Here is a 24,080-nt window from a genome sequence, read left to right as displayed (position 1 = left end):
GTACCGTCGACCCCCTCGCGGACGCCCTGCTGATGGGAGCGCTTCGTGGCGTCAACGAGTGGCTGCCCCGGCTTGCGTCCGACCCCAAGGGTGCGCAGCCGCGGCTGAACCTGATGCTGTCGTCGTTACTGAGCGGTCAAGGTAGTGATTTCACCGGTGGCGGACTGGCACAGGCGCTTTCGCACGCGATCGGACCGCGGTCCTCGGCATCCAACGGCGTCGTCGAAGCGCTGATGCTTCCACATGTCACGCGCTGGAATGTGCCCGTAGCCGCCGAACGTATCGCAGGCATGGGGGCAGGCCTCGGAATCGTCGACCGAAGTGTCGACGGTGTCATCGCTGAAATCGAGCGCCTGCTCGAGGTATTCGAGGTGCCCACCCGTCTGCGTGATATCGGCGTCGAGAACGACGACATCGCCGAGGTCGCGGACCACGCACTGGACGACTGGTCGATCACGACCGGACCCCGCGCCGTGGACCGTCAGCAACTCATCGAATTACTGACGGCCGCTTGGTAACTCGCAGGATCAGACCTGGGTGGACGGACGCAGGAGAATTTCGTTTATGGCCAGGTGACGAGGCCGACCGATGGCGAACGCAATGACCTCGGCGATGTCATCGGCAGTCACCTCGGCCTTGCTGTACATCTCGTTCACCGCAGTGTTGGTCGACTCGTGGGTGATATGGGTCGGAAGTTCGGTAGCGACGACGCCGGGCTCGATCAAGGTGACGCGCACAGTCGGAAGCAGCTCCTGCCGAAGAGCTTCCGACCAACCGTTTATCCCCCACTTGGTCGCCGCATAGACGCCGTTTCCGGACCGCGCGGTGCGGCCGGCCACGGACGAGATGTTGATGATGTCCGCGCGGCCGCTGGCGGTGAGCTGGTCGAGGAAGACTTCGGTGGTGGTTATGGCGCCCAGAAGGTTCACCTCGATCATCTGCCGATAGTCCCCACGCTGGTCCGCCGAGAACGGCCCGAGGAGCATGACGCCGGCGTTGTTGACGAGCACGTCGGCGCCGCCGAGTTCCTTCTTGACCTGCTCCGCCGCAGCAACGAGGGCATCGCGGTCGGTGACGTCAGCCTCGATGGCAAGCGCGCCGTCGCCGAGGTCTGCTGCGAGCGCGTCGATGCGATCGCGCCGACGTGCGAGGAGTGCAACCTTGTAACCGGCGGCGTGGAGATGGCGCGCCGTCGCCTCACCGATTCCGGACGACGCTCCGGTGATAACGGCTACACCTGCAATGGAAGAGGTCACGATGTTCCTTTCGTTCGGGTCTTCGGTGAGACCAGTCAACCTGGCCTCTCGTGCGGGTGGGAGGGCTTGCCGATACAGGTAACAGCAGTGCCTCCCTGGTTGGCACGACGGGTCGTACCGTCGGTGTGATCCGGGGACACACGCACAACGACTCGAAAGGCAGACGATGGAGATCGACCCGCAGAAGCCGACAGTCAAGAATCCCGCAGCACGATTCGCCGGGGACGTCTGGCTCGACCCGATCGCGTTTCCCCGCGAGGCCGGTCAGCGCATGACCGTCGCGAAGGTGCGATTCGCTCCTGGAGCGCGCACGGCGTGGCATTCGCACGCGGTGGGGCAGACGCTGCACATCACCCAGGGCGTGGCCTGGGTCGGCACTCGCGGTGGCACGAAAATGGAAGCACATCAGGGTCAGACGCTCTACTGCCCGCCGAACGAGGAGCATTGGCACGGAGCTTCCGCGGACGCGTTCATGGAACACCTTGCAATGCTCGACAACGCCGAAGACCCTTCGACCACCACCACCTGGTTCGAGCACGTCACCGATGACGAGTATCGCGCATGACAGGCGAACCAGCGTTCTTCTCGGTCGACAGGACGCCGCACGGCGATGTTCTAACTCCACTGCCCACTGCGGCGGGCAACTGGGGCCCGAACAGGATGCGAGGGCTGGCTGTCAGTGGTGCGCTCGCACGCGCCGTCGAGCATGCCGTGCAGGGCTCCGGATTCCGGCCGGTGCGTTGGACGCTGGAACTCTGCCGCGTTGCGACGATGGATAGATGTCACGCGGACGTCAGGATTATTCGCACCGGTAGACGGATCAGTCTTGTCGAGGCAGACCTGTTGCAAGGGGATACCAAGGTCGCCACCGCCAGGGCACTGTTCCTCAAACCCGACCCGGATGTAACTACAGCAGATGTGTGGTCACAGACTAGCCAGCTGCAGCCTCCACCGACTGATCTGAGCCCGGGTACTGAAGAGCCGCGGCTGCACTACAGCGACGACACAGGATGGGTGTCTACTCCGGCATCCGACCACAACGGCATGCGAAAAATTATGTGGGTGTTGGGAGTTCGGGTGGTGGAGGACGAAGCGCTCTCAGCCTTTCAATTCGCTGCCAGCGCAGCAGATGTGGCGAGCGTGGTCGGTAACTGGGGAACTGCAGGCATGCAGTTCATCAATGCCGACGTCACCCTCGCGCTCGCCCGACTACCGCAGGGACTCGAGATCGGCCTCGCCGCAACGGATCGCGTCGAAACAGACGGAATAAGTACGAGCACGGTCACCGTTTTCGATCGCAGCGGGACTCTGGGTGCCGCGGTAGTGTGCGCTCTCGCCAACGTGCGCGCTTCCGTCGACCCGCGCATGCGCTGAACGTGGCGGACAGCATCGAACCTCCGGGCAGGCACTGGCAGTACCTGGTACGCCAGTCACTCCCCACGGTCGCCGAATCACTCTTTACTGGACGTATGCAGCAGAGACCCCACAGCGAATCCCATCGTCCACGTCAAGTTTCGCGACGGTCCGCCGTCGGGGGCGCTCTCGCCCTCGGTGTGGCCGGGTTGGCCGGAATCGCAGCCGGATGCGCCCCGGATTCCGACGTGAATGTACCAACGAGTACTGCGCCGAGCGGGTCCACCGACCCGACCCGACGCGCAGCATCCGGGTCGGTGTTACTAGCCTACTTCTCACGATCCGGAGAGAACTATTACTACGGAGATCGGACCGAACTCGAGGTTGGCAACACCGAGGTTCTGGTCGGGATGATCCGTAGTCGCCTCTCATGCGAGGTGCACAAGATCGAACCGGCCGACCCGTACCCGTTCGACTACGAGGAAACGGTCGAGCGGAACAGGAACGAGCAGCGCGACGACGTGCGGCCCATCATTGCCAACCAGCTGTCCTCCATCGGGACACATTCGATCGTTCTACTGGCAAGCCCGGTGTGGAACAGCAGCGCACCGATGATCATGCACACGTTCGTCGAATCCCTGGATTTGGCTGGCGCGACCATCTATCCGATCACCACTCACGCGGTCAGTGGGCTGTCCGGAGTGCCGAGTGTCTACGAAGAACTGTGTCCCGACGCGACCATTGGCGCCGGATTCACAGCTCAGGGGGAGGAAGTGGCCGAGGCAGGGGGTGCACTCGACGACTGGCTGCGCCAGGTCGGACTCGTTTGACGCTGGGTCGAACGGTCTCGCCCCGCGGTGCCCCCCGAACTCCGTGGGCAACCGTCGACGACACCAGCACCGCCGAGGCCTGAGGTCAAAACCGATAGGCCTGAACTGATTATCTGGTGCTTAATGTCAGACGTTAGACGTCCGCGTCGGAGCTACTCGATAACTCGAGAAATCTCGGATCAACATTCGGCCACTGGTGTCAGATCAACTCTGGATTCTCGGCGTACACCTCTTCGAGGATCGACATGTCGAACAGTTGCTCCGCTGTAATCTCCAGCCCAGCTTTCGACAGTGCCGCGATGTTCTGTTCGATCAGTTGGGGTGTCATCGTGAACAACCCGTTTGCTTTGGTATCTGCCGACACCACAAGATCGTTCTGTGCGGTGGCTTCCTTGATCTGCTCTTCGAGTTCGAGGTTCTGGTCCTTGCCGTAGACCTCGACGGCAAGCCGTGCCGACTCTGCCGGATCGGCGACCGCATCCTTCCATCCTTGGATCTCGGCCTTCAGGAATGCCTTGAGTTTGTCCCTCTCGTTGTCGATGGTGGACTGGAGAACCGTGAACGATTCGGCGACCAACGGCAGGTTGTAGTCCGCGAAGAGGAAGTGGGCGTTGGGGAAACCTTTGGCGGCCAGTGTGATCGGCTCGTTGGTCACGTAGGAGACCCAGCCGTCCACCTCGCCGTTCGCCAAGGGGCTCGGATCGAACTGCGCGGGCACGATCGTCATCTGGCTTTCGGTCAGGCCGTTTGCTGCCAGGAGAGCTCCGAAGACGAGCTGATTGGAATCCTGGACGCCGATCTTCTTGCCGATCATGTCCTGTGGTGAGTTGATCGGTGCCGCAGCGGAACTGACAATCGCAAACGGATTCTTCTGGAACGTGGCCCCGACGATCTTCGCCTCCAGTCCGTCGAGCACAGCGGGGGCTGTGAGCTGCGGTGCGGACATTCCGATCCACACCTTGCCGGTGTCCAGGCCGGCTTCGACGCCGGTGCCGGCTGCGCCACCTGCCACCAGGTCTACATTCCCGAACCCTGCATCCTTGTAGTACCCCTTGTCGAGAGCGAAGTACTCACCGGCGAACTCGATGTTCTTGATCCAGGACAACTGCACTGCAACTGTTCCGAATTCGGAACCGTCGTCCGTGGTTCCGCCACTCGAACTGCTGGAGTCACTGCTACACGCGAGCAATGACGCACTACCGGCGACTGCGATGCCGGTCAGCGCGGAGTAGCGGAAGAAGGCCCTGCGGTCCAGCTGGCGGACGGGCTTGAATGGCGTCATGAATCGGAACACTAGGGCCAGTCGGTTTCGTTCAGTTTGCTTGGGAGAGAGAGTTTGTTGAGGTCGTGTTAACAGATGTCACGACTTGCCCGCCGAAGGACCGAAACGAGACAGAGCGATGCTTTCGAAGATCCCGACCACGGCGTAGAGGACGATCGACACCACGGTGATCACCACGATAGATGCCCACAATTCGTTGTACTGGTAGCGCGGAATGGCTTTGATCATGCTCGAACCCAAGCCTTGACCGCTACCGAGCCATTCGCCGATCAGTGCTCCGATCAAAGCGCCGGGCACTGACACCCTAGCGGCGGCGAACACAGCCGGAAGTGCGGACGGCACGGACACCATTCGCAATGCGGTCCAACGACTCCCGCCGTAGGCAGCGATGAGGTCTTGTGCCTGAGCCGGAGCGGCACGTAGACCGACCATGATCATGACGAGGGCTGGGAAGAACACCACTATCGCAACCATGACTGTCACACCCACGATTCCGCGGCCGAATATCAGGACGATGATCGGGGTCATCGCAACGAGAGGAACAGATCGTAGAAGCATTGCAACGGGCATGAAAGTCTGTTCGACAGTGCGGGAAACGACGAAGATCGATGCCACCACGAGCGCGGCAGTCATTCCGACGGCAAAGCCGACACCGGCGTCGCGCAGAGTGATGAACAGGTTGTCGATGATGCCCGAACGAGCGTCGGCGGATTTTGGGCCGGAGAACAGGTACTCCCAGACGTCGGCCGGCGTCTTTCCCACACGCGGGCCGACCTGGGGGAAGGCGTTGAGGAAGACCACCCAGATGACAAGCAACAGCGCCGAGGCGATGGCAATCGGGGCGAGGAATCTCAATGTTCCTCGTACCGCGGTCATTTCTGTGCTCCCGGAGCGCTGGTCCACGGCGTGACGAGCCGGGCGATCGCTGCGACTACGGCGTACCCCAGACCGGCGAGCAAGGCGGCGGCGATAGCCATTCCCCACGTTCGCGGGACGTTGTACGACGTCTGAGCGGCCGTTAGTGCGACGCCGATCCCGCTGTCCACCCCGCCGAGATACTCGCCGAGAATTGCACCCAGTACGGCCGATGGTGCAGCAATCTTGAGGGCAGCAAAGGTGCTCGGAAGTGCGCTCACAAGTTGAACTTTGGTGAACTTCTGCCAACGCCCACCGCCGTAGGCGGCGACGAGATCGAGGCTCGTCTTGTCTGCCGATCTCAGGCCTGCGAGTGTGCCGACCATCGTGGTGAAGAAGCAGTACATTGCGGCGAGAAAGATTGTGGGGGTCCGGCCGCCGAAGAGGACCAGGATGATTGGGCCAAGCGCCAACAGCGGTGTGCAGTAGCTCAGGATCGCCAGTTGTGTGGCCAATCCCTCGATGGGCGGAATGAGAACGACAAGCACGGCAAGCGTGATCGCCAGCAGGTTTCCCCAGAGAAAGCCCTGCAGCGCACCGGAAGCCGTGACGGTGAAATTGGGTCCGTACAGCGACCAACCGTCGTCGAACATCGTCGAGACAACTACCCACGGCGTCGGAATCGTGCCTCCCGCAACACCGGCCGCCGCCAGAATCCACCAGAGAGCGATCAGTCCGCAGATGCCGACTGCACCGCCGAACCACGTTGGACGCTTCAATCGGATCCGGCGCGGCACAGATGGCTGCGCCGCCGCGGTCGCGACGTTCTCGATATCGGTAATTGTCATGCGACGCCTGCTTTTCCGAAGAGCAGTCCGGAGAGGTAGTCGTGGATCTCGTGGAACTCGGGTGTACGCATCATCTCGGGTGTACGCGGGCGCGGCAGGTCGATCGGCACGACTTCGAGGACGCGTCCGGGCCGCGGCGTCATGACGGCGACGACGTCGGAGAGGAACACGGCTTCGGCGATTCCGTGAGTCACCATCAACGTGGTCGCCGGTTTCTCGGTCCAGATCCTGAGCAATTCGATGTTGAGCCGTTGACGGGTCATGTCGTCCAGCGCGCCGAAGGGTTCGTCGAGTAGGAGGACACTCGGCTTGACCACGAGCGATCGTGCGATCGACACACGCTGACGCATACCGCCGGACAATTGGGCGGGCTTGGCCTTCTCGAATCCTTCGAGGCCGACGAGCGCGATCAGGTCGGCTATCAGGTCGGGGTCGGGATCGATGCCGGCAACCTGAAGGGGCAGTTTGATGTTGGAGGCCACTGTTCGCCACGGCAGCAAAGCCGAATCCTGGAAGGCGATTCCGAGTTCGCGGCGCTTGCGTAACTCGGCGGGCGACTGCCCGTTGACAAGGGCCGTTCCCGACGTCGGACTATCGAGGCCCGCAAGGATACGGAGAACGGTGGACTTCCCGCATCCGGACGGCCCGAGCAGAGACAGGAAAGAGCCTTCGCTGGTTTGAAGGGACACGTCGGTCAGCGCGGTCACCGACCGACGACCCATCTCGAAGGTCTTGCCGAGGCCGGAGATGTCGAGACCGGTTCCAGCGGGGCGAGGTGTGGTGACGGGACTGGTCATTCCCGCACAGTACGAACGTCCGGTTGCGGTCATGTTGCCTGCGCGTCACCGCTGCGTGAGGCTGGTTCGGCGTCTCCTGTCACAGCGCCGTGGTGAGATGGACGTCTGGACGGAGTGAGGGGAGCGAAGATTGCTGAAGTTGTACCGGGCCGAGCGTTCGGACACCTTGGTCTCGGCGTTGGCCACGCTCCTCCGTACCCCGCTGTCGGATCCATTCGCCCGGGAAACTGTTGCGGTGCCGGCCAAGGGCGTCGAGCGTTGGCTCAATCAGCGGCTGTCCTCCCAGCTAGGCACGTCCGGACCGTCAGCAGTGGACGGAATTTCTGCGAACATCGCGTTTCCTTCACCCGCGCGCCTGGTCGCGGAGTCCGTGGCCGCGGTCAGTGGAATCACGGCTGACGACGACCCATGGTCGCCGACGCGATTGGTGTGGACGGTTCTCGACGTGATCGACGAGTCCCTCGGCGAGCCCTGGTGCGGAGTCCTGGCGAAACATCTCGAAGGCCATCGTGAAGGTCGACGGTTTGCCTCCGCCACACATGTCACCGAACTCTTCCGCAGTTATGCCGCGCAACGCCCGCAGATGCTGATCGACTGGGCCGCCGGGCGGTTGACCGACGGACACGGATTGGCGCTGTCGGAGGATTTCGAATGGCAGGCACGTCTGTGGTGCATCGTCGCGGACAAGATCGAGGTTCCGGGGCCCGCAGAGCGACTGGGGCAAGTGAGCCGCGCACTGGTCGAGGACCCGGCCTTGGTTGACCTACCGGAACGCTTGTCGGTCTTCGGGCCGACACGGCTGCCGGTCGATCAGCGAATGATCTTGAGCGCACTCAGTGCGAATCGGGACGTGCACATCTGGCTCCCGCATCCCAGCCCCGCGCTGTGGACCAAGATGAGCTCGCGCATGCAGCCTCGAAGCGAGAGCACGATCCGACGTTCGGAAGACGGGTCAGCGCTGATATCCGCCAATCCGTTGCTGTCGAGTCTTGCTCGCGACGTTCGTGAACTTCAGATCAGCCTCGGTGCCGCCGAGTTCGAGTCGGTGCATCTTCCCGAACCGGCCGGCCCGAAATCCCTCCTCGCGACGGTCAAAGCCGACGTCATCGCAGATCGTGCTCCCAGCGTTGCAGCGGAACCGGATGGGACAGTTCAGGTCCACGCTTGCCACGGGCCGGCACGGCAGGTCGAGGTGCTCCGCGAATGTCTGCTCCGATTGTTCGAGGACGACCCGTCATTGCAGCCACGCGACGTACTCGTGATGTGCCCGGACGTCGAAACGTACGCACCCTTGGTTCGTGCTGCATTCGGACAAGGCGTCCATGGCCACCCGGGGCATCTCCTTCGAGTAAGGCTGGCAGACCGCGGATTACGTCAGACCAATCCTGTCCTGGCCGTTCTCGGCTCTCTCCTCGAATTGGCCGACGGCCGGGCCACAGCCAGTGAGGTTCTCGACCTGGCCGCGACCGAGCCTGTCCGCACACGTTTTTCGTGGGGCGACGACGAGTTGGAAAGACTGCGGGAATGGACGACGGAAGCGGGTGCTTGCTGGGGAATCGGTAGTCGGCAGCGTGCCACGTTCGGCCTCGATGCATTTCCGCAGAACACCTTCAACACCGCCATGGACCGAATCTTGTTGGGGGTCAGCGCGGACGAATCGGAAAATGCCTGGTTGGATCTCGCGCTACCACTCGATGACGTGGACGGCACAGACATCGACCTGACTGGACGTTTCGCAGAGTTCGTCGATCGCCTGGCCGTCTCGCTTCGCGATCTTGCCGGCCCACATTCACCGGCCGAATGGCTTCGTGTGCTGATGCGGGCCCTGGATCTGCTGACCGACACAGCGCCCGCAGATTCCTGGCAGAGCGCGGGGGCCCATCGCGAACTGGTAGCTGCTGTCGAATTCGGCGGAGAGACGGTGTTACGTCTGGCCGATGTTCGCGCGATGCTCTCGCGCAGCCTCGCGGGCAGACCGACGCGTGCCAACTTCCGAACCGGCGAACTGACGGTGTGCACGATGGTTCCGATGCGTTCGGTACCGCATCGCGTGGTCGTGCTGATCGGACTCGACGACGAGGTGTTCCCTCGAACCGGTGGAGTCGACGGCGACGACATCTTGTCACGTGATCCCGTTGTGGGGGAGCGCGATCTGCGCAGTGAAGACCGGCAACTGCTTCTCGATGCCGTGATGTCTGCGGGCGAGCATCTGATTCTGTTGTATACCGGTGCCGATCCGGTCACCGGTGTCGTCAGACCACCGGCGATCCCCCTCAGTGGCCTTCTCGACGTACTCAGTGCGACGGTAGGTCCGGACGCTGTGAACGGGGTGCTGACACGGCATCCGTTGCAATCGTTCGACAATCGAAACTTCGCGCCGAACAAGCCGTTCAGCTTCGACACGGCAGCGCTGGCCGGTGCGAGGGCTGCTGCCGGAACACCGATCGAATTGCCGACAGTCTTGTCGGCCGAGCTACCCGAGGTGCATCCGAAGGAAGTCAACCTCGCCGACCTGGTGAACTTCCTCGTACACCCCGCCCGTGGTTTTCTGCGCCAACGCCTCGGCGTCCGGGTTCCGGAACTCGACGACGACATCGCGGATTCGCTGGCAACCGAGCTCGATCCACTGTCCACCTGGGCTCTGGGTGACCGAATGCTTCTCTCGCGCTTGGCTGGACGCAGCTCTGCGGATTTTCGTGCAGCCGAGTGGCGCCGCGGCACTCTGCCGCCCTACAACCTGGGCGCTACGGTTCTGGGCAACGTCGAATGGGTGGTAGATCAGATTGCCGGACTTGCCTTGCCGCACTTCGACGGAGACTCCGAAGCTGTCGACGTCGACATAGACCTCGGTGACGGGCATCGTCTCACCGGAACGGTAACCGGTGTGCACGGCAATTCAGTGGTGCGAGCGTCGTATTCCTCACTGGCGCCTAAACATCGGATGACGGCCTGGATCAACCTCCTCGCCTTGAAAGCACACGGACGACCCGGTCCGCTCGATGCAGTGTCGATCGGACGGGGTCGGGGAAAGACAGCAGCGGCACGATCAGTGCTCGATGCGCCGGGCAATGCGGTCGAGATACTGCAGCAATTGGTGGACCTACGGGAGCGGGGGCTGCAGCGCCCGTTGCCGATGTGGGCCGCGACTTCAGCCGAATATGCGCGCCGACGCTTTGGTGGGGAGTCGGTCGACGATGCGACAAACGGTGCGGACACCCAGTGGACCGGGCAGTACGGCGAGATGATCGATCCAAGCAACGCTTATGTTTTCGGAGAGGCTCGAACACTTGCGGAGTTGGCTGCGGATCCGCCATCGGACGACGAGTTCGTCTGGGCCGAGGAACCGACTCGATTCGGAGTTCTCGCCCGACGACTGTGGGATCCGTTGCTGACCAACGAAAGAGCGGAGTAACCCGTGGACTTCGATCTATTGGGGCCACTGCCTACCGGCACTACGGTGTTGGAAGCGAGCGCCGGAACCGGCAAGACCTACGCGATCGTCGGACTGGCGACCCGTTGTGTAGCCGAAGGTCTCGCCGACATATCGCAAGTTCTGCTGGTGACATTCAGCAGGGCCGCCACTCAGGAACTTCGTGAGCGTGCCAGGGAGAGGTTCGCGGGAGTGTCCGCCGCTCTGGTCGACCCGGAGTCGGCGAGGCGGTCGGACGATGATCTGGTGGCATACCTCGCCACAGTTGACGACGAGGAGATCGGCGTGCGGCGTCGCCGACTCCTGCGCGCTCTCGCGGAGTTCGACGCCGGCACCATCACGACCACCCACAGTTTCTGTCAGAGGATGCTCGACGGGCTGGGCATCGCCGGGGAACGTGAGCCGGACACAACTTTTGTGGAGTCGGTCGACGACCTGATCAGTGAAGTCGTCTCGGATTTGTACCTCAGCCGCTACAGCCGGACGGACTCGTCTCCGCCGTTCTCCACGAAGGACGCGCTGGCCATCGCCCGAAGCGCAGTCGGCGATGGTCAGGCAATTCTCGAACCCGACGGCGAGGAGGAGACCGCACCCGGTCAGCGCGTCCTCTTCGCGGCTGCTGCTCGTGTCGAGGTCGAACGACGTAAGCGGACCAAAGGAATTCGCGACTTCAACGATCTGCTGACGCTGTTGCACGGCGTATTGACCGATCCGGAATACGGTCCCGTCGCGTGTCGTCGGGTGCGCGAGAAGTTCAAGGTCGTGTTGATCGACGAGTTCCAGGACACCGATCCGTTGCAGTGGGACATTCTGCGTTTGGCCTTCCACGGTCACACCACCCTGGTCCTGGTCGGTGATCCCAAACAAGCCATCTATGCGTTCCGCGGGGCAGAAGTCTTGAGTTATCTCGATGCGGTCCATCAGGCGGATGCGCACCAGGAGTTGACCACCAATTGGCGTAGCGACCCAGGGTTGTTGGCGGCACTCGAACACCTCTACGGTGGTGCCGCACTCGGCAACGAAGGCATCGTCGCGCATCCGGTGGAGGCTTCGCACAAGAAGTCTCGGTTGTTCGGCCCGGTGCCGATGCGTGTACGCCATCTGCCCCGTACCGGAGCCGGACCGCTCAATCGTTCGGGATTTCCGGCCGTAGGCAGACTTCGCAGTCGCGTCGCGGACGACGTCGCAGCAGACGTGGTCGCGCTCCTGGGCGGCGATGCCCGCTTGGCAGTCGACGGTGATCCACGCCCGGTCGAACCGGGAGACGTCGCGGTGTTGGTGCGCACCCACAAGCACGTGGCGATGATCCGCGATGCTCTCGATGCCGTCGGTGTACCTTCCGTATTGACCGGAGGGTCCAGTGTTTTCGCGACACCCAGTGCGACCCAGTGGCTGTGGCTGTTGCAGGCGATCGAGCAGCCCCATCGCTCCGAACGTGTCCGGTTGACGGCCCTCTCGCCGATTTTCGGGCGCACCTCCGAAGAACTGGACGAGGACGGCGACAACGTCGTTGCAGAACTTGCAGGTCAACTGCGCTCCTATTCCGGGCTGTTCGCACGCGTCGGGTTTGCGGCTGTGTTCGAAAGAATCTCTGCCGAAACAAATCTGGAGAAGCGTGTACTCGCGGCCCCGTCCGGCGAACGAGATTTCACCGATCTGCGGCACGTCGCACAACTCCTCGGTCGCGTCGCGACCGAGGAAGCGTTCGGGTTGAGCGCACTGGTTCGCTGGCTTTCCGACCGGATCAAGGATCCGACGTCCGGGAGCGCGACCGACAGAAGCCGTCGCCTCGACAGTGACGCTGCCGCAGTGCAAATCGCTACGGTGCATGCCACCAAAGGACTCGAGTTCCCGATCGTCTACGTCCCGTTCAGTTGGGAGAGCGTTGGCGGCTTCAACTCGCCGACGCAGCTGTTGCACGACCCGGAGGGACGCCGCATCCTCGACGTCGGCGGGCAGGAAGGCCCGGGGTACAACGCCAGAAAGACTGTTGCGGAGGCCGAAGAAGCGGGCGAAGAACTGCGGCTGCTGTACGTGGCGCTGACCCGGGCGCAGTGCCAACTCGTGCTCTGGTGGGCACCCAGCTACGGGACCTCCCGCTCGCCGCTGCACCGGTTGATGCTCGGACGTACACCCGGCATCGCCGAACCTGCTCGGGTAGTGAAGGTGCTCGACGACGGTACAACCGCAGCACGGCTCGCAACCTGGCCGGCAGCAGCTTCCGACGTGATCTCGGTGGAACCTGTTGGTCCCCATCCGCCCTCGCCCGTCCACTGGTCCAGAGCGGCTGCGGACGTGACCGAACTGGCCGCGGCGCGTTTCGATCGAGACCTGGACACTCTGTGGCGTCGTACGTCGTACTCGGCACTCACCGCCGGAGCGCACCACGCGGTCACGACCACGGGCAGCGAGGTCGAGGATCCCGAAAAAGATGACGAGCCAGAGGATTCCGTAGACCTCGGGAGCATTACCCCCTCGCCCCTGGAGGCGTTCCCTTCACCCATGAACGGACTTCCCGCGGGCGCCGCATTCGGCACGCTGGTGCATGAGGTGCTCGAGGTGGTGGACACGGCTGTGGCAGATCTGAGAGTGGAACTCGGGATGCGTTGCGCCGAGGCGGTCTCGGTACGGGCGGCCGAGGTCGACTCCGAAGCACTCGCGGATGCGCTGTATCTGGTGATGCAGACTCCCTTGGGATTCGGAACCTTGGCCACGATCGCGCCGAAAGATCGTCTTCCCGAACTCGATTTCGAACTCCCACTGGCCGGTGGCGACGATCCGGTGTCGATGAGTGTCACACTCCGCGGAGTGTCGGAACTGTTGAGGCGCCACCTTTCCTCCGACGACATTCTGGCGTCGTACGCCGACTATCTGGACCGTGTCGAGACGTCACCGATGCGCGGATTCCTGACGGGCAGTATCGACGCAGTCTTGCGGATCCCGGGCCCGTCGTTCGTGATCGTCGATTACAAGACCAACCGGATCGGTCGCGGCGATCTGACGGCTGCCAACTACACGCGTGAACTCATGGCGACGGAGATGATGCGCTCGCACTATCCGCTGCAGGCACTGCTGTATTCGGTTGCACTGCATCGGTATCTGCGGTGGCGCCTGCCCGACTACGATCCGCACCGTCATCTCGGGGGCGCGCAGTATCAATTCGTGCGTGGGATGCTCGGCCCGGACAGCCCGCCGGAATGCGGTGTCTTCGAATGGAAACCGCCTGCTCAGCTGACGGTTGAACTATCGGATCTGCTGGCCGGTCTTGATGCGTCCCACACAGTAGGGGAGAAGATTCGATGACCGAGGCGCAATTGGCGCAGCGCGCCAAAGGGATCGTGCGAATTTTCAACGAAGCCGGGGTTCTGGTTGCCGCCGATGTTCATGTCGCGACGAGAGTGTGCAGCCTGGGCGGTGAAACTTCCGAAGAAGTGATGCTGGCCGCGGCGTTGGCAGTTCGGGCCGTGCGATCAGGTTCGGTGTGCCTCGATCTGCAACGGATGCGTGATGTGAGCGTCGACAATGCGACGGAGGAGGAACTTACGTCGTTGCCGTGGCCCGAACCGTCGGAGATCGTTGCCGCCCTTCGGCTGAGCCCTCTGGTGATCGGCGGAAACGCCGGACCTCTCAGACCGCTCCGGTTGGTCGACACGGACGACGGTGAACTCCTCTACCTCGATCGATATTTTCTGCAGGAGCAGACGATTCGGCGAGTGCTCGACGAGCGGGCGTCCACGTGGCCGCCCGCCGACCTGAAAGCGGTCCGAACGCGGCTGGATTCGCTGTTCGTCGACGAGAACGGGCCGACCATCGCGCCGGATCGTCAACGGATAGCAGCTGCTCTCGCCGCGACACAGTGGACCACCGTCATCGCCGGTGGGCCCGGAACCGGCAAAACCCATACGGTCGCACGTATTCTCGCTCTCCTGTCGGAGGAACTGGGTTCGAATGCTCGCATCGGGCTGGCCGCACCGACGGGCAAAGCCGCAGCACGTCTGCAAGAGTCCGTACGTGAGCAGACCGCGAGCCTTGGCCTTCCCGAAGAACTCGCGGCCATGACCCTGCACCGGCTACTCGGTTGGCAGCGGGGGAGTTCGAGCCGTTTCAAATACAATGCGACCAACAGACTTCCCTACGACGTGGTCGTCGTCGACGAGACGTCGATGGTCTCCCTCACCTTGATGGCGCGCCTGCTCGAGGCCGTTCGCCCCGATGCCCGTCTGCTGCTTGTCGGCGATCCTGATCAGTTGACCTCCGTCGACGCCGGCGCTGTTCTTGCTGACCTTGTCGCCCGCCCGGTAGAAGTCAGTGGAAATCCGGCGCTGACACAGTTGGTGGGTGACGATCTCACGGCCACCGGTTCCGAAGAGGCATTGAGTGCGGATGAGCAGGATCGTCTGCGGGGCGGGATCATTCAACTCTCACGCGGGCGCCGCTTCGACGGAACCATCGCGTCGTTGGCCAGGGCAGTTCGAGCGGGAGATTCCGCTGAGGTTCTGCGTATCCTGCGCAGCGGTGATCCCGCCGTCTCCTTCCATTCGCCCGAGGATGTTGACGCATTGCGCGCCGACATCGTTGCGAGTTCAGAGGTGGTGACTGCGTCGGCCGAGGTGGGTGATGCGATCGGCGCACTGAAAGGCCTGGAATCGCACCGCCTTCTGTGCGCCCACCGTGACGGACCGTACGGTGTCGGGAGGTGGGCGCAACAGGCGATGGAGTGGGTCGGCACGGCATCAGGGCAGTTTCTTGACCCGACGCGGTGGTATCCGGGCCAACCGCTGCTCGTGACGGCCAACGACTACGAGGCGAAGATCTACAACGGGGACGCCGGGGTGATTGTGCAGCGTGAGGATGGCGTGCCTATTGCCGCATTCCAGCGGGGCAGTGATGCGTTTCTGATTCACCCGAGCCAACTCTCGTCGGTGCAGACGGTTTACGCGATGACGATTCACCGGAGCCAGGGCAGCCAGTACGACACCGTATCGGTGATGTTGCCGGCCGAGGCGTCGTCACTGCTGACTCGGGAGTTGTTGTACACGGCGATCACTCGCGCCAGAAATCATGTGAGAGTGATCGGCACGGAGGATTCCGTGAGGGCGGGAGTGCAGCGACAGGTGCTCAGGGCAAGTGGGCTGCGTCGTGAGATCCGTCCGTATGACGGGCCGTGAAAGTCGGATGTTGCGGTTTCTCTCGGTCATACGTTGTATACGACGAACACCTTGCGTACGGTCTCGGTGACCGTCCACGTACCCTTCCATCCGATGGGGAAGATTGCACTCGTACCGGCAACGAGATGTACGGGATCGCCGTCGTCCTCCTCGACGGTCATGGCGCCGGAGACGATGGTGATGATCTCGCCGCGGGTGAGGAACTCCCACCGCGACTTTCCCGGTTCGCTCTCCCAGACTCCGGATTGAATGCGTCCGTCGTCACTGGTGAACTCGACGTATGCACGAGTGATGATGTCTCCGCCGAGTGGCTCTGCACTGGGTTGGCCGAGCAGTGCTTGTTGGAAGATCCCACTTGCGCTGTTCAACTCTGCGGCGCGGAAGGTAACGGTCACAATTCGATCCTGACTTTCGAAACTCGTGTGAATCATCGGACTTGTCGATGATGTCGTGTGTTTGCTGAGCCGGGATACATTCACTTGTCGCATCTTTCGGCGTTTCGCTCGTACAGATGTCGAAAGGGCGATCGACCACCATTCAACCGGGGCTCAGGGAACCGTCTCACGCCGAAACATGCCCGAGCCCAGGGGAAAACGCCCCCGCGCCGGTGATCTCGAACGGGGGTGATCGGTTGTGTATGAGAGGTTTACGTGGTGGACGCTGTCAACGAGGTGATGAAGCGCTCGGCTGCCGCGTCGACCTCGGCGTCGGGGGTGAGCAACCTCTGTAGCAACAGTCCTCGCAGACATGCGGTTGCGATGATGCTCTGCTGCTTTGCGTCCACCATTGTGAATCCTTCGCGGAGGGCCGCCGCTTCGAGGAGGTGTGCCAAATCGTCGAGGTCGGCGGCGAAATCTTGAAATGCTTTGTGCTCGTACACCGCAAGTCCGGCCAGGTGAAAAAAGGTGCGGCTTCGATCTTCGTGCTCGGCGTTCGAGTAGAAGGTCCAGATCGCCGTGCACAGGGCTGCGAACCCGAGATCTTTGCCCATCGCGGCGATGACGAGGTTGTCACGGCGGCGAGCTTCCGACAGTACGGCGCTGAGGAGACCCGGTCGTGATCCGAAGTGATAGGTCAGCAGCGTGTGGTGCACTCCGAGTCGCTCCGCTACTTGGCGCATCGACAGCTTCGGGCTTGGGCCGGTTTCACCGAACTCGTCGAACAGTGCCTGCAACAGTCGCTCTCGACCCTCCCCAACCGGCGATCTCACGCTACCTCCATTGACGGGTTCACCACTGTTGAGTACGGTACCGCATATCGAATTCACCAGTGTTTAGGAGAGTGGTTTCCAATGCTCGGGAGGTCCCTTTGACTGACGTATGGTTTGCCGGCGGCATGGTCGCGGATGGATCGGGTACCGACCCGGTCGAAGTCGACGTGTGCGTGAGCGACGGCATTGTCACCGCGATCGGACAGGCGCCGTCGGGTTCGACCACGGTTGACTTGGACGGCATGCTTCTGACTCCGGGGCTCATCGATGCCCATGTCCACCTGGGCATTTCGAGTCCGATCCGAAGGCAATTCGGGTTTGAGCTCTCGGCAGCCGAACTGGCTGCGGGCATCTTCGCCACCGCGGGCCATGCCCTCGACGCGGGCTTCACCACGGTGAGAGACGTCGGTGGCATCGACGGCGGAGTGGTCGACGTTATCGCGAGCGGCAGGGTGCGTGGTCCGCGTGTCCTCTCGTGTGGTCCTGTGCAGTGCCAGACCGGTGGACACGGCTACTACGGGGCCGCGTGGGAGCCGACCGAGCTGTGGAACATGCACCACATTCCCGGGCTCTGCGCCCTGTCCTTGATGTCGGGCAATGCCGACGAGCTACGACGCAATGTGCGCGAGTCGTTCCGCCGAGGTGCAACATTCTTGAAACTGTGCGTCACCGGCGGTGTCGTCGGAGGCCATGACCACCTCACCGACACACAGTTCACCGTCGAGGAAATCTCCGTGGCAGTGGAAGAAGCAGCGTCGCGCGGCACCTACGTCACGGTCCACGCGCACAACAATGCGGGCATTCGCAACGCGGTGCGGGCCGGCGTCCGGTGCGTGGAACACGGCACCGACATCGATGCGGAGACGGCCCAGCTGATGCGGGAACATGACGTGGCACTTGTCCCCACCTTCGCCGTGGTCGAGCAGTTGGCGGACACCGAAAGCATGGACCTGGACCCGGCAATACGAGAGCGTGCAGCCGGAGTGCGTCAACGCATGGCCAGAGCGCTCGAGGCCTCTCGCGCAGCAGGCCTGAGGATCGGCCTGGGCTCGGACCTCATCGGGCCGCACCAAAAGCGCCGAGGTGAGGAGTTGCACTTGCGCGCGGAGTTGGAGTCGCCGATGCATGCACTCGTTTCGGCCACCAGCGTCAATGCCGACATTCTCGGTATCGGGGAAAGCGTCGGGACGATCCGCGTCGGTATGCAGGCGGACATGGTTGCCTGGCAGCAAGACCCACTCCGAGACGCAAAGGTGTTCGCCGATCCGGACATGGCTGTTCTCGTCGTGAAGTCCGGAAATATCGTCAAGGGAGACGTTCGATGAGCGCAATGCTGCACGGATGCTTTGCAGACACGGAGTACTTCGAAATCACGGCGAAGTCGGGACACAGCTACGGCGTCTGGGTGACCACACCCCCCGGCTACGCGGACTCCATGGATCCCTTACCGCTGATCTACGTGATGGACGGCAACTGGGCTGTAGGTCTTACCGCCCCGCTCATCGTCACGCAGGCAGACCCGTACCTGACGGTCGCCCCGTACATCCAGGTCAGCGTCGGATATGCCGGTGAGGAAGCCGCCAACTGGGCACGGCTCCGCAACCGCGATCTCGTGCCGCCTGGGGAACCGGTAGGCGAAGAAATGATGGCTACTCTTGCCGCTGCTCGCGACTCGGGTGCAATGACCCAGGAGTACGTGGACGCCTACCTCGAGGAGCTGGCAGACACCCACGCGGACGTCTTCCTCGACTTCCTGACCAACGAACTCCACCCTCGCCTGTGCTCGTCGGAGCTACGTGTCAGCGAGTCCGGGCACGGGCTCTTCGGGTACTCGTACGGAGGACTTTTCGCCCTCTACGCATGGCTGCGCGACGCGCCCCCATTCGCGACCTTCGGTGCGGGTAGTCCCGGAGTTGTGAACGCCGACAGCCAGATCCACACACTGGTCGAGGCACTGCCCGAGCGTGGCGTGGGCTCAGTCGTGCCGGAATTGCACGTCACGCTGAACGAAGCCGAACTGACAGGGCCCATTCCGATCTATCGCGGACTGGCACGTAACGTTCTTGCTGTCGTGGAGCAGTTGCACGGCAATGGGTGGTCGCAGGATGTTTCGACCGCGTTGTTGCACGAGACGCACGTCACCGGGCTGCAGGCATCGTTCCTGAGCTACTTGAAAAAATGCCATGCACGGTAGCTGTTCGTCCCGGAGGCGATGTGCCGCTGACACGTTCTAGGGCGATTTTCCGTAGACGCCGTTGAAGGAGAAGTCGGCTGTGGGTGTCCACCACGTGGTGGACACCCACAGCCGTGTCTATTCAGTTGTCGCGGCTATCGATTCTCCAAGCCGGACAACACTTCTAACCCATGACGGTCCCGGTCGACTCGGCATTGGGTGCCCGAAGGCGGGAGAATGCGCCGAGGTCGATTTCGAGCCCGGTGTGCATCCCGACATAGGTCAGGGGATCAGCGTCGTGATCGTGTCCAGCTTCCACCTGGTCGATGATCCTGGACATGAGGCGCCCAGCGATAGGGGCATTCTTGAATTGGTTCCCGCTGGTGCCCATGGCGACGTAGAAACCTTGCCTGTCTGTCTTGTCATAGATCGGGGTCCAGTCGGATGCTGCGTCGTACACGCCGGCAATACCTTTCGGTTGTGACGGGACCTCCAGGGTGGGGAAACGCCTGGCGGCGCGGAAAACCTGCGCTTCGAACCGGGCAACAGTGCGATTCGGGTTGGCGGTATCAGGATCGTCGATCCACTCGAGCGGATCGCAATCCGGTTCGGTTCCGCCGACAAGGAAACCGTTTCCAGGTTCGGCTCGCATGTAGGTTCCGAGATCCAAATCGGCGATCATCGGGCCGAGGATCTCGTCGTCGTTGTACCCAGTGGGTGCGGTGACGTGATGGACCTCCTGACGCAAGGGCCGAACCGAAACCTTGAAGTCGGACCCGACATTCGACAGCTTGTTGAACTCTCCCGACCAGGGGCCGGCAGCGTTGACGACAATCTTGGATTTCACACTTTCCCCGTCGTGGAGCCCTAACTGCCAGATGCCGTCAGGCAACTGCTCGACTGCCACCACACGCGTGTTGTACGCGAAACCCGCACCGTGCGAACGTGCTGCCGCAGCAAGATTCGCGGCGGCCAGTTGCGGGTCGTCGACGAACCCCGCCTGAGGTGTGTACAGCGCTCCGAGCGTGGTTTCCGCATCTGCGAAGAAGGACTCCGAGTCGACTGGCTTGGGTGGATAGTATTTACCTGCGTCGATACCGGGAATCTTCTCGACGAGTGTCGTTGCGTCCCAAAGCTGGTAATCGATTCCGATCTTCTCGAATAATCCAATCGTGCGCGCGTGGGGTGCGACGTCGACGTCGAGCAGTGCCATTCCGCATTGCCGAAACTTCGCAAGCGCGCCGTCGACTGTCGCGTTGAGATGCTCGTTCCAGTTTTGCCAGCAATGCAGCGACTCCCAAGCCGCAGCCATACCGTCGAATGTGGAGTAGTTGAACCGGATAACCGCACTGGATGCACTGGTCGAGCCGTAGCCCGGACCACCAGACTTGTCGATGACCAGGACTTCGTAACCTCGAGCGGCCAGTTCGTAGGCGATGGAGCTGCCGATCACTCCAGCTCCGACCACAACTGCATCGGTCTTGTCGGTAGGCACTTTCGGCCTCTCTTTCTACTGATGGCTTCGCCGGATCGAAAGCACAGCTGTTCGATCCGGCAAGCTTGGGTTCTGGTAATTCCGACGCCGTCGACTTCCTCTGGAGAGCTTCATCCCGACTTCTCGGATTCGGCTCTGTCTTAATGAATTTGGCACCTGAAAGTCCAGAGGTGTTCGTCGTCCTCAACTCTCTCGTGGCGGCCATCGGAACGCTATCGACAGCTGCGCAAAAAATCACAGCCGTGGCGCGTCCGTTGTCAGAAATGTTTCGTCGGGCTGCCCTGCGTGGCAGACCAGTTTTTCGTTTCCGGAATCCCTCGCCACAGAATGGGAAGCGCGATCAAAGCGATGGCGGTCGCATAGAAGGCAGGCGACAGATCGCTTCCAGTGGCGTTGACCAGTGTTGCGCACACCAGAGGAGCGGTCCCTGCAAAAAGTGCATATGCGATGTTGTAGGGGATTGCCGTGCCGGTGAATCGCGCATGCGTCGGCATCATTTCGAGAATTACGAGCAAAGCGGACGCGAGTAAGGAAAGCGCGAGGACCAGAGAAGCCAGTGCAACGGCAATCGCGAAAATGTTTCCGGTACCGATGAGCATGTAGCTGGGCACCGAGACGAAAACTGACATCACCCTGCCGATTCTGACGAGTGGCCTCCGGCCGATTCGGTCGACTGTGGCGCCGAAGAAGATGAACAGCGGTACTGCGAGAACCAAAGCGCCGGTTGTCATCAGCAGTGCAACCGTGCTCGGAACATCGGCTGAGAGAACCAGAAATGTCGGCATGTAGCCGAGCAGCATATGAGTAACGACACCGAGCGAGGCGAAGTACACGAAGGACGTGAGCAGAGTCCGCCAGTGATTGCGGAACAGATCTGCGAGTGGGCGGGTTGGAAGGGAATCGTTTTCTTGCATTTCCTTGAACGCCGGAGTCTCCTCGACGGCAAGCCTCATGAACAGGCCCACCATGGCGACAACGCCTCCGATGATGAACGGCCAACGCCATCCTCCGTCGGCGAAGTGCTCAGCGCCGACCGAGCTGAATGACAAGACTGTGACCGTGGCCAAGATGCTGCCGACAAATGACGAAGAGCTGATTATCCCTGCGTACAAGCCTCGGCGGTGGGACGGCGCATGCTCGACGACGAAGGTGGCAGCTCCGGTGTATTCGCCCCCGGCCGAAAATCCTTGAACCAATCGGCACAGCAGCAGCAACAGCGGTGCGGCAACACCGATCGAAGCGTACGTCGGTAGGAGACCGATTGCCGCCGTCGAGCAGCCCATGAGCGTAATTGCCAGGGACAGTGACCTCCGTCGGCCGAGGCGGTCACCAAGCCGTCCGAAGAATATGCCGCCGGCAGGTCTGGCCAAGAAGGCGACTCCGTAAAGAGCGAAGGTGGCAAGCAGTGCGCCACTGCCGAACTCCGGAGGGAAGAACACTGTCGCGAGAACTGCGGCAGTGAAACCGTAGATCGTGAAATCGAACCATTCGACGATGTTGCCTGTCGCCCCGGCGATCAGGGCCCTACGGCGCGCCGATCGACGTCCAGGTGGAGTCTCGGTTTGATGCCCTGCAGGAGCATTTGCTGTGCCGGTCATGATGATTCCTCTCGGGATATGCTGAATGGCAACGGCTTTGCGACATCACGGTCACCGATGTCATTCGAGGTATTCGACATTGAAAGAGGTCGGTGGGATTCGATGTTGAACTGGCGAACGAAGGTCCTTGTCGATTTCGGGTCGGAGGCGACTTCGTCTGAGGGAGATCGTGCCGGCCGGCCTCGCGCCCCACTATGCAAATCCCACGGCTGCAACAGATCTCGTCGCTGCCACGTCTGACGGGTTGCGAACCGAGTGAAGACGTCACGGGTCTCGAGTGCTTGGCATGAAGCGAGCCTATGGTGCAAAAGTTAGTTGCATCACTGTCATGTGTTCAGATTTCGGCGTAGAAATTTGGGCATATGTTGCAAACCAGAGAGGGGGCTCGTACAGTTCGACCATGGTCGGAGAACTACAGCATTTGGTGGACACTACCGGGCGCCGACTGGACCGTTCCGTTGCGATCGATGATGCACAGATTCGTCTGCTCGCGTACAACTCGCATGACAGTGCCGTCGATTCAGTCAGAATGAATTCCGTTCTACAGCGGATTGTTTCACGCGAGATCGTAGACTTCATCTACGCGAGTGGAGGCCGTGAAGCCCTCGATCTCTTCACTGTTCCCGTCAACGAGGAACTAGGGCTGACCCTTGGCCGGGTCGGGATGCCGATCCGGTACCGCAATGCGCTGCTGGGCTTCGTCTGGCTGTTGACTTCGGAGGGCGAAGTTGACGAGGATCAAGCCGAGGTCTTGAGGCGCACGGCTGATGCGGCAGCGATGATCCTCCACCGCGAACAGTTGCTGGACGAGTTGTCCCGAAGTCGGGAGCGGGAACTTACTCGAGACGTCCTGTCGGGCGAGCGGTCGCTGCGCGAGGACGCGGCAAACAGGTTGGCCGAGGAGGGCTTGTTGGCTGCGGGTCCAGCAGTCGTGGTCACTGTGTTGCTCCGTCCTGGCGACCAGTCGACATTGACCGAAAGAGATCGTCTGAGTGTTGCCGTCGGCGTCGATCAGCTTCGACGGAGGCTCCCGCGGAACAGTGCAATCCAACTCGACCGCCCCGACCACAGTCTGTTGATCGTATCGGTGGCCGAACGCTCGACTCAAACCCAACTGGACTCGCTGATCGTGGCAGCCCGGGAGCGAGTCTTGTCTGAAAGTGGGCGCCAGAACATCGAATGTTTGGTCGGTATCGGTGAACCGCGAACCTCGGTTGCACACGTGCGCGAATCCTACGAAGAGTCCAGACGTTCCGCAGATGTGGCCCAGGTGGTCAAGGTGCTCGGAAATGTTGTGCGTTATCGGGATCTCGGCGTCTACGGACTTCTGGCCGAACTGTCGGAGGATCGACTCGAGAACAGTATTCACTCAGGTTTGCAGTCCTTGCTCAGCCATGAGGACTCGAAAAGTGAGGCTCTTCTCGCGACGCTGGAGAGCTTTTTGGACAATGCCGGTGACGTAAAGCGAACGTCAGAGGCGCTCTGTGTGCATCGAGGGAGCTTGTACTATCGCTTGCGGCGAATTCAGGAGATAACACGAGCAGACTTGGCGAACGGCGACGACCGATTGGCCTTGCATTTGAGCCTGAAAGTCGCGCGGCTGTTGGATCTCCGATGATCCCGATCCGAGAAGAGGGGACTGCGGAAGAATCCAGCGGCTCAACGTAGTTGGCGGCTTTCGATCGTCAAGCGGGATGATTCCGGGGTGGGAAAGGAAGCGCGTCGTACATCGGCCGGGGTGGGTTGGCTTGACCTGCTGAGACGTTCATACGTTTGATCGGGCAT

General features: G+C 61.8%; 19 protein-coding genes. 10 read left to right on the top strand and 9 right to left on the bottom strand.

The features are described from left to right. The coding region (locus RWT78_RS08300; RefSeq protein WP_314675236.1) for an iron-containing alcohol dehydrogenase at positions 1-518 on the top strand (518 nt) is incomplete at its 5' end. A 9-nt stretch (positions 519-527) separates the two neighbouring features. Here RWT78_RS08300 and RWT78_RS08295 read toward each other — a convergent pair. Then, the gene (locus RWT78_RS08295) at positions 528-1,256 is read right to left on the bottom strand and encodes an SDR family oxidoreductase (protein WP_314675234.1); all 729 of its coding nucleotides are present in this window, start codon (positions 1,254-1,256) and stop codon (positions 528-530) included. A gap of 166 nt (positions 1,257-1,422) precedes the next feature. Between RWT78_RS08295 and RWT78_RS08290 the strand changes: the two genes are divergently transcribed. From RWT78_RS08290 to RWT78_RS08280, 3 genes are all read left to right on the top strand, one after another. Next, positions 1,423-1,821: a cupin domain-containing protein gene (locus RWT78_RS08290; RefSeq protein ID WP_314675232.1), complete on the top strand. Its 399-nt coding sequence runs from the start codon at positions 1,423-1,425 to the stop codon at positions 1,819-1,821. Further along, entirely contained in the window at positions 1,818-2,630 is an 813-nt protein-coding gene (locus RWT78_RS08285; protein ID WP_314675230.1) for an acyl-CoA thioesterase domain-containing protein, read from the top strand. Before RWT78_RS08290 ends, RWT78_RS08285 begins: the two co-directional genes overlap by 4 nt. 95 nt (positions 2,631-2,725) lie before the next feature. Further along, positions 2,726-3,439 (top strand): flavodoxin, encoded by a 714-nt coding sequence (locus tag RWT78_RS08280; RefSeq protein WP_314675228.1) that lies wholly within the window; start codon positions 2,726-2,728, stop codon positions 3,437-3,439. 199 nt (positions 3,440-3,638) lie between these two features. On the opposite strand, the gene RWT78_RS08275 is transcribed toward RWT78_RS08280, so the two are convergent. From RWT78_RS08275 to RWT78_RS08260, 4 genes are all read right to left on the bottom strand, one after another. Further along, on the bottom strand, positions 3,639-4,721 hold the full coding sequence (locus RWT78_RS08275) for an ABC transporter substrate-binding protein (protein ID WP_031332841.1): 1,083 nt from the start codon (positions 4,719-4,721) through the stop codon (positions 3,639-3,641). Between the two features lie 78 nt (positions 4,722-4,799). Continuing rightward, entirely contained in the window at positions 4,800-5,597 is a 798-nt protein-coding gene (locus tag RWT78_RS08270) for an ABC transporter permease (RefSeq protein ID WP_003945590.1), read from the bottom strand. Next, positions 5,594-6,424 (bottom strand): ABC transporter permease subunit, encoded by an 831-nt coding sequence (locus tag RWT78_RS08265; RefSeq protein WP_314675225.1) that lies wholly within the window; start codon positions 6,422-6,424, stop codon positions 5,594-5,596. The genes RWT78_RS08270 and RWT78_RS08265 overlap by 4 nt, the downstream gene beginning before the upstream one ends. Continuing rightward, a complete protein-coding gene (locus RWT78_RS08260; RefSeq protein WP_003945415.1) occupies positions 6,421-7,254 on the bottom strand; it encodes an ABC transporter ATP-binding protein in 834 nt (277 codons plus the stop codon). The genes RWT78_RS08265 and RWT78_RS08260 overlap by 4 nt, the downstream gene beginning before the upstream one ends. A 97-nt stretch (positions 7,255-7,351) precedes the next feature. Between RWT78_RS08260 and recC the strand changes: the two genes are divergently transcribed. The 3 genes from recC to recD are packed head-to-tail and all read left to right on the top strand — an operon-like array spanning position 7,352 to position 15,819. Then, positions 7,352-10,633, top strand: a complete 3,282-nt coding sequence (recC, locus tag RWT78_RS08255; protein WP_314675223.1) for an exodeoxyribonuclease V subunit gamma — start codon at positions 7,352-7,354, stop codon at positions 10,631-10,633. A gap of 3 nt (positions 10,634-10,636) precedes the next feature. After that, on the top strand, positions 10,637-13,954 hold the full coding sequence (locus tag RWT78_RS08250) for a UvrD-helicase domain-containing protein (protein ID WP_314675221.1): 3,318 nt from the start codon (positions 10,637-10,639) through the stop codon (positions 13,952-13,954). After that, on the top strand, positions 13,951-15,819 hold the full coding sequence (recD, locus tag RWT78_RS08245; RefSeq protein WP_314675219.1) for an exodeoxyribonuclease V subunit alpha: 1,869 nt from the start codon (positions 13,951-13,953) through the stop codon (positions 15,817-15,819). The genes RWT78_RS08250 and recD overlap by 4 nt, the downstream gene beginning before the upstream one ends. Positions 15,820-15,845: 26 nt before the next feature. Here the strand turns inward: recD and RWT78_RS08240 are convergent, their stop codons facing one another. Further along, a complete protein-coding gene (locus tag RWT78_RS08240) occupies positions 15,846-16,214 on the bottom strand; it encodes a cupin domain-containing protein (RefSeq protein ID WP_314675217.1) in 369 nt (122 codons plus the stop codon). A gap of 251 nt (positions 16,215-16,465) precedes the next feature. Continuing rightward, positions 16,466-17,029 carry a TetR/AcrR family transcriptional regulator gene (locus tag RWT78_RS08235; RefSeq protein ID WP_314675215.1) on the bottom strand — a complete coding sequence of 188 codons (564 nt, stop codon included), beginning with the start codon at positions 17,027-17,029 and terminating at the stop codon, positions 16,466-16,468. A 98-nt stretch (positions 17,030-17,127) separates the two neighbouring features. On the opposite strand from RWT78_RS08235, the gene RWT78_RS08230 reads away from it, so the two are divergent. After that, positions 17,128-18,354 carry an amidohydrolase family protein gene (locus RWT78_RS08230; protein WP_314675214.1) on the top strand — a complete coding sequence of 409 codons (1,227 nt, stop codon included), beginning with the start codon at positions 17,128-17,130 and terminating at the stop codon, positions 18,352-18,354. Next, positions 18,351-19,223 (top strand): alpha/beta hydrolase-fold protein, encoded by an 873-nt coding sequence (locus RWT78_RS08225; protein ID WP_314675212.1) that lies wholly within the window; start codon positions 18,351-18,353, stop codon positions 19,221-19,223. Before RWT78_RS08230 ends, RWT78_RS08225 begins: the two co-directional genes overlap by 4 nt. Positions 19,224-19,386: 163 nt before the next feature. On the opposite strand, the gene RWT78_RS08220 is transcribed toward RWT78_RS08225, so the two are convergent. Next, a complete protein-coding gene (locus RWT78_RS08220; protein ID WP_314675210.1) occupies positions 19,387-20,697 on the bottom strand; it encodes an FAD-dependent oxidoreductase in 1,311 nt (436 codons plus the stop codon). A 257-nt stretch (positions 20,698-20,954) separates the two neighbouring features. Next, positions 20,955-22,295: an MFS transporter gene (locus RWT78_RS08215; protein ID WP_314675209.1), complete on the bottom strand. Its 1,341-nt coding sequence runs from the start codon at positions 22,293-22,295 to the stop codon at positions 20,955-20,957. A 400-nt stretch (positions 22,296-22,695) separates the two neighbouring features. Between RWT78_RS08215 and RWT78_RS08210 the strand changes: the two genes are divergently transcribed. Then, positions 22,696-23,913, top strand: a complete 1,218-nt coding sequence (locus RWT78_RS08210; protein WP_314675207.1) for a helix-turn-helix domain-containing protein — start codon at positions 22,696-22,698, stop codon at positions 23,911-23,913. The last annotated feature ends 167 nt before the right edge of the window (positions 23,914-24,080 follow it).

The organism is uncultured Rhodococcus sp. (assembly GCF_963525155.1).
In the GTDB taxonomy this organism is placed as follows: Bacteria; Actinomycetota; Actinomycetes; order Mycobacteriales; family Mycobacteriaceae; genus Rhodococcus_F; species Rhodococcus_F qingshengii.
Note: the sequence above shows the minus strand (reverse complement) of the source record. Positions and strands in the feature narration are given on the sequence as shown.

What these genes read in the sequence shown, in the direction of transcription:
- RWT78_RS08290 (WP_314675232.1), top strand. Translation starts at nt 1,423, where the DNA reads ATGGAGATCGACCCGCAGAAGCCGACAGTCAAGAATCCCGCAGCACGA.
- RWT78_RS08285 (WP_314675230.1), top strand. Translation starts at nt 1,818, where the DNA reads ATGACAGGCGAACCAGCGTTCTTCTCGGTCGACAGGACGCCGCACGGC.
- RWT78_RS08280 (WP_314675228.1), top strand. Translation starts at nt 2,726, where the DNA reads ATGCAGCAGAGACCCCACAGCGAATCCCATCGTCCACGTCAAGTTTCG.
- RWT78_RS08275 (WP_031332841.1), bottom strand. Translation starts at nt 4,721, where the DNA reads ATGACGCCATTCAAGCCCGTCCGCCAGCTGGACCGCAGGGCCTTCTTC.
- RWT78_RS08270 (WP_003945590.1), bottom strand. Translation starts at nt 5,597, where the DNA reads ATGACCGCGGTACGAGGAACATTGAGATTCCTCGCCCCGATTGCCATC.
- RWT78_RS08265 (WP_314675225.1), bottom strand. Translation starts at nt 6,424, where the DNA reads ATGACAATTACCGATATCGAGAACGTCGCGACCGCGGCGGCGCAGCCA.
- RWT78_RS08260 (WP_003945415.1), bottom strand. Translation starts at nt 7,254, where the DNA reads ATGACCGCAACCGGACGTTCGTACTGTGCGGGAATGACCAGTCCCGTC.
- recD (WP_314675219.1), top strand. Translation starts at nt 13,951, where the DNA reads ATGACCGAGGCGCAATTGGCGCAGCGCGCCAAAGGGATCGTGCGAATT.
- RWT78_RS08225 (WP_314675212.1), top strand. Translation starts at nt 18,351, where the DNA reads ATGAGCGCAATGCTGCACGGATGCTTTGCAGACACGGAGTACTTCGAA.
- RWT78_RS08215 (WP_314675209.1), bottom strand. Translation starts at nt 22,295, where the DNA reads ATGACCGGCACAGCAAATGCTCCTGCAGGGCATCAAACCGAGACTCCA.
- RWT78_RS08210 (WP_314675207.1), top strand. Translation starts at nt 22,696, where the DNA reads ATGGTCGGAGAACTACAGCATTTGGTGGACACTACCGGGCGCCGACTG.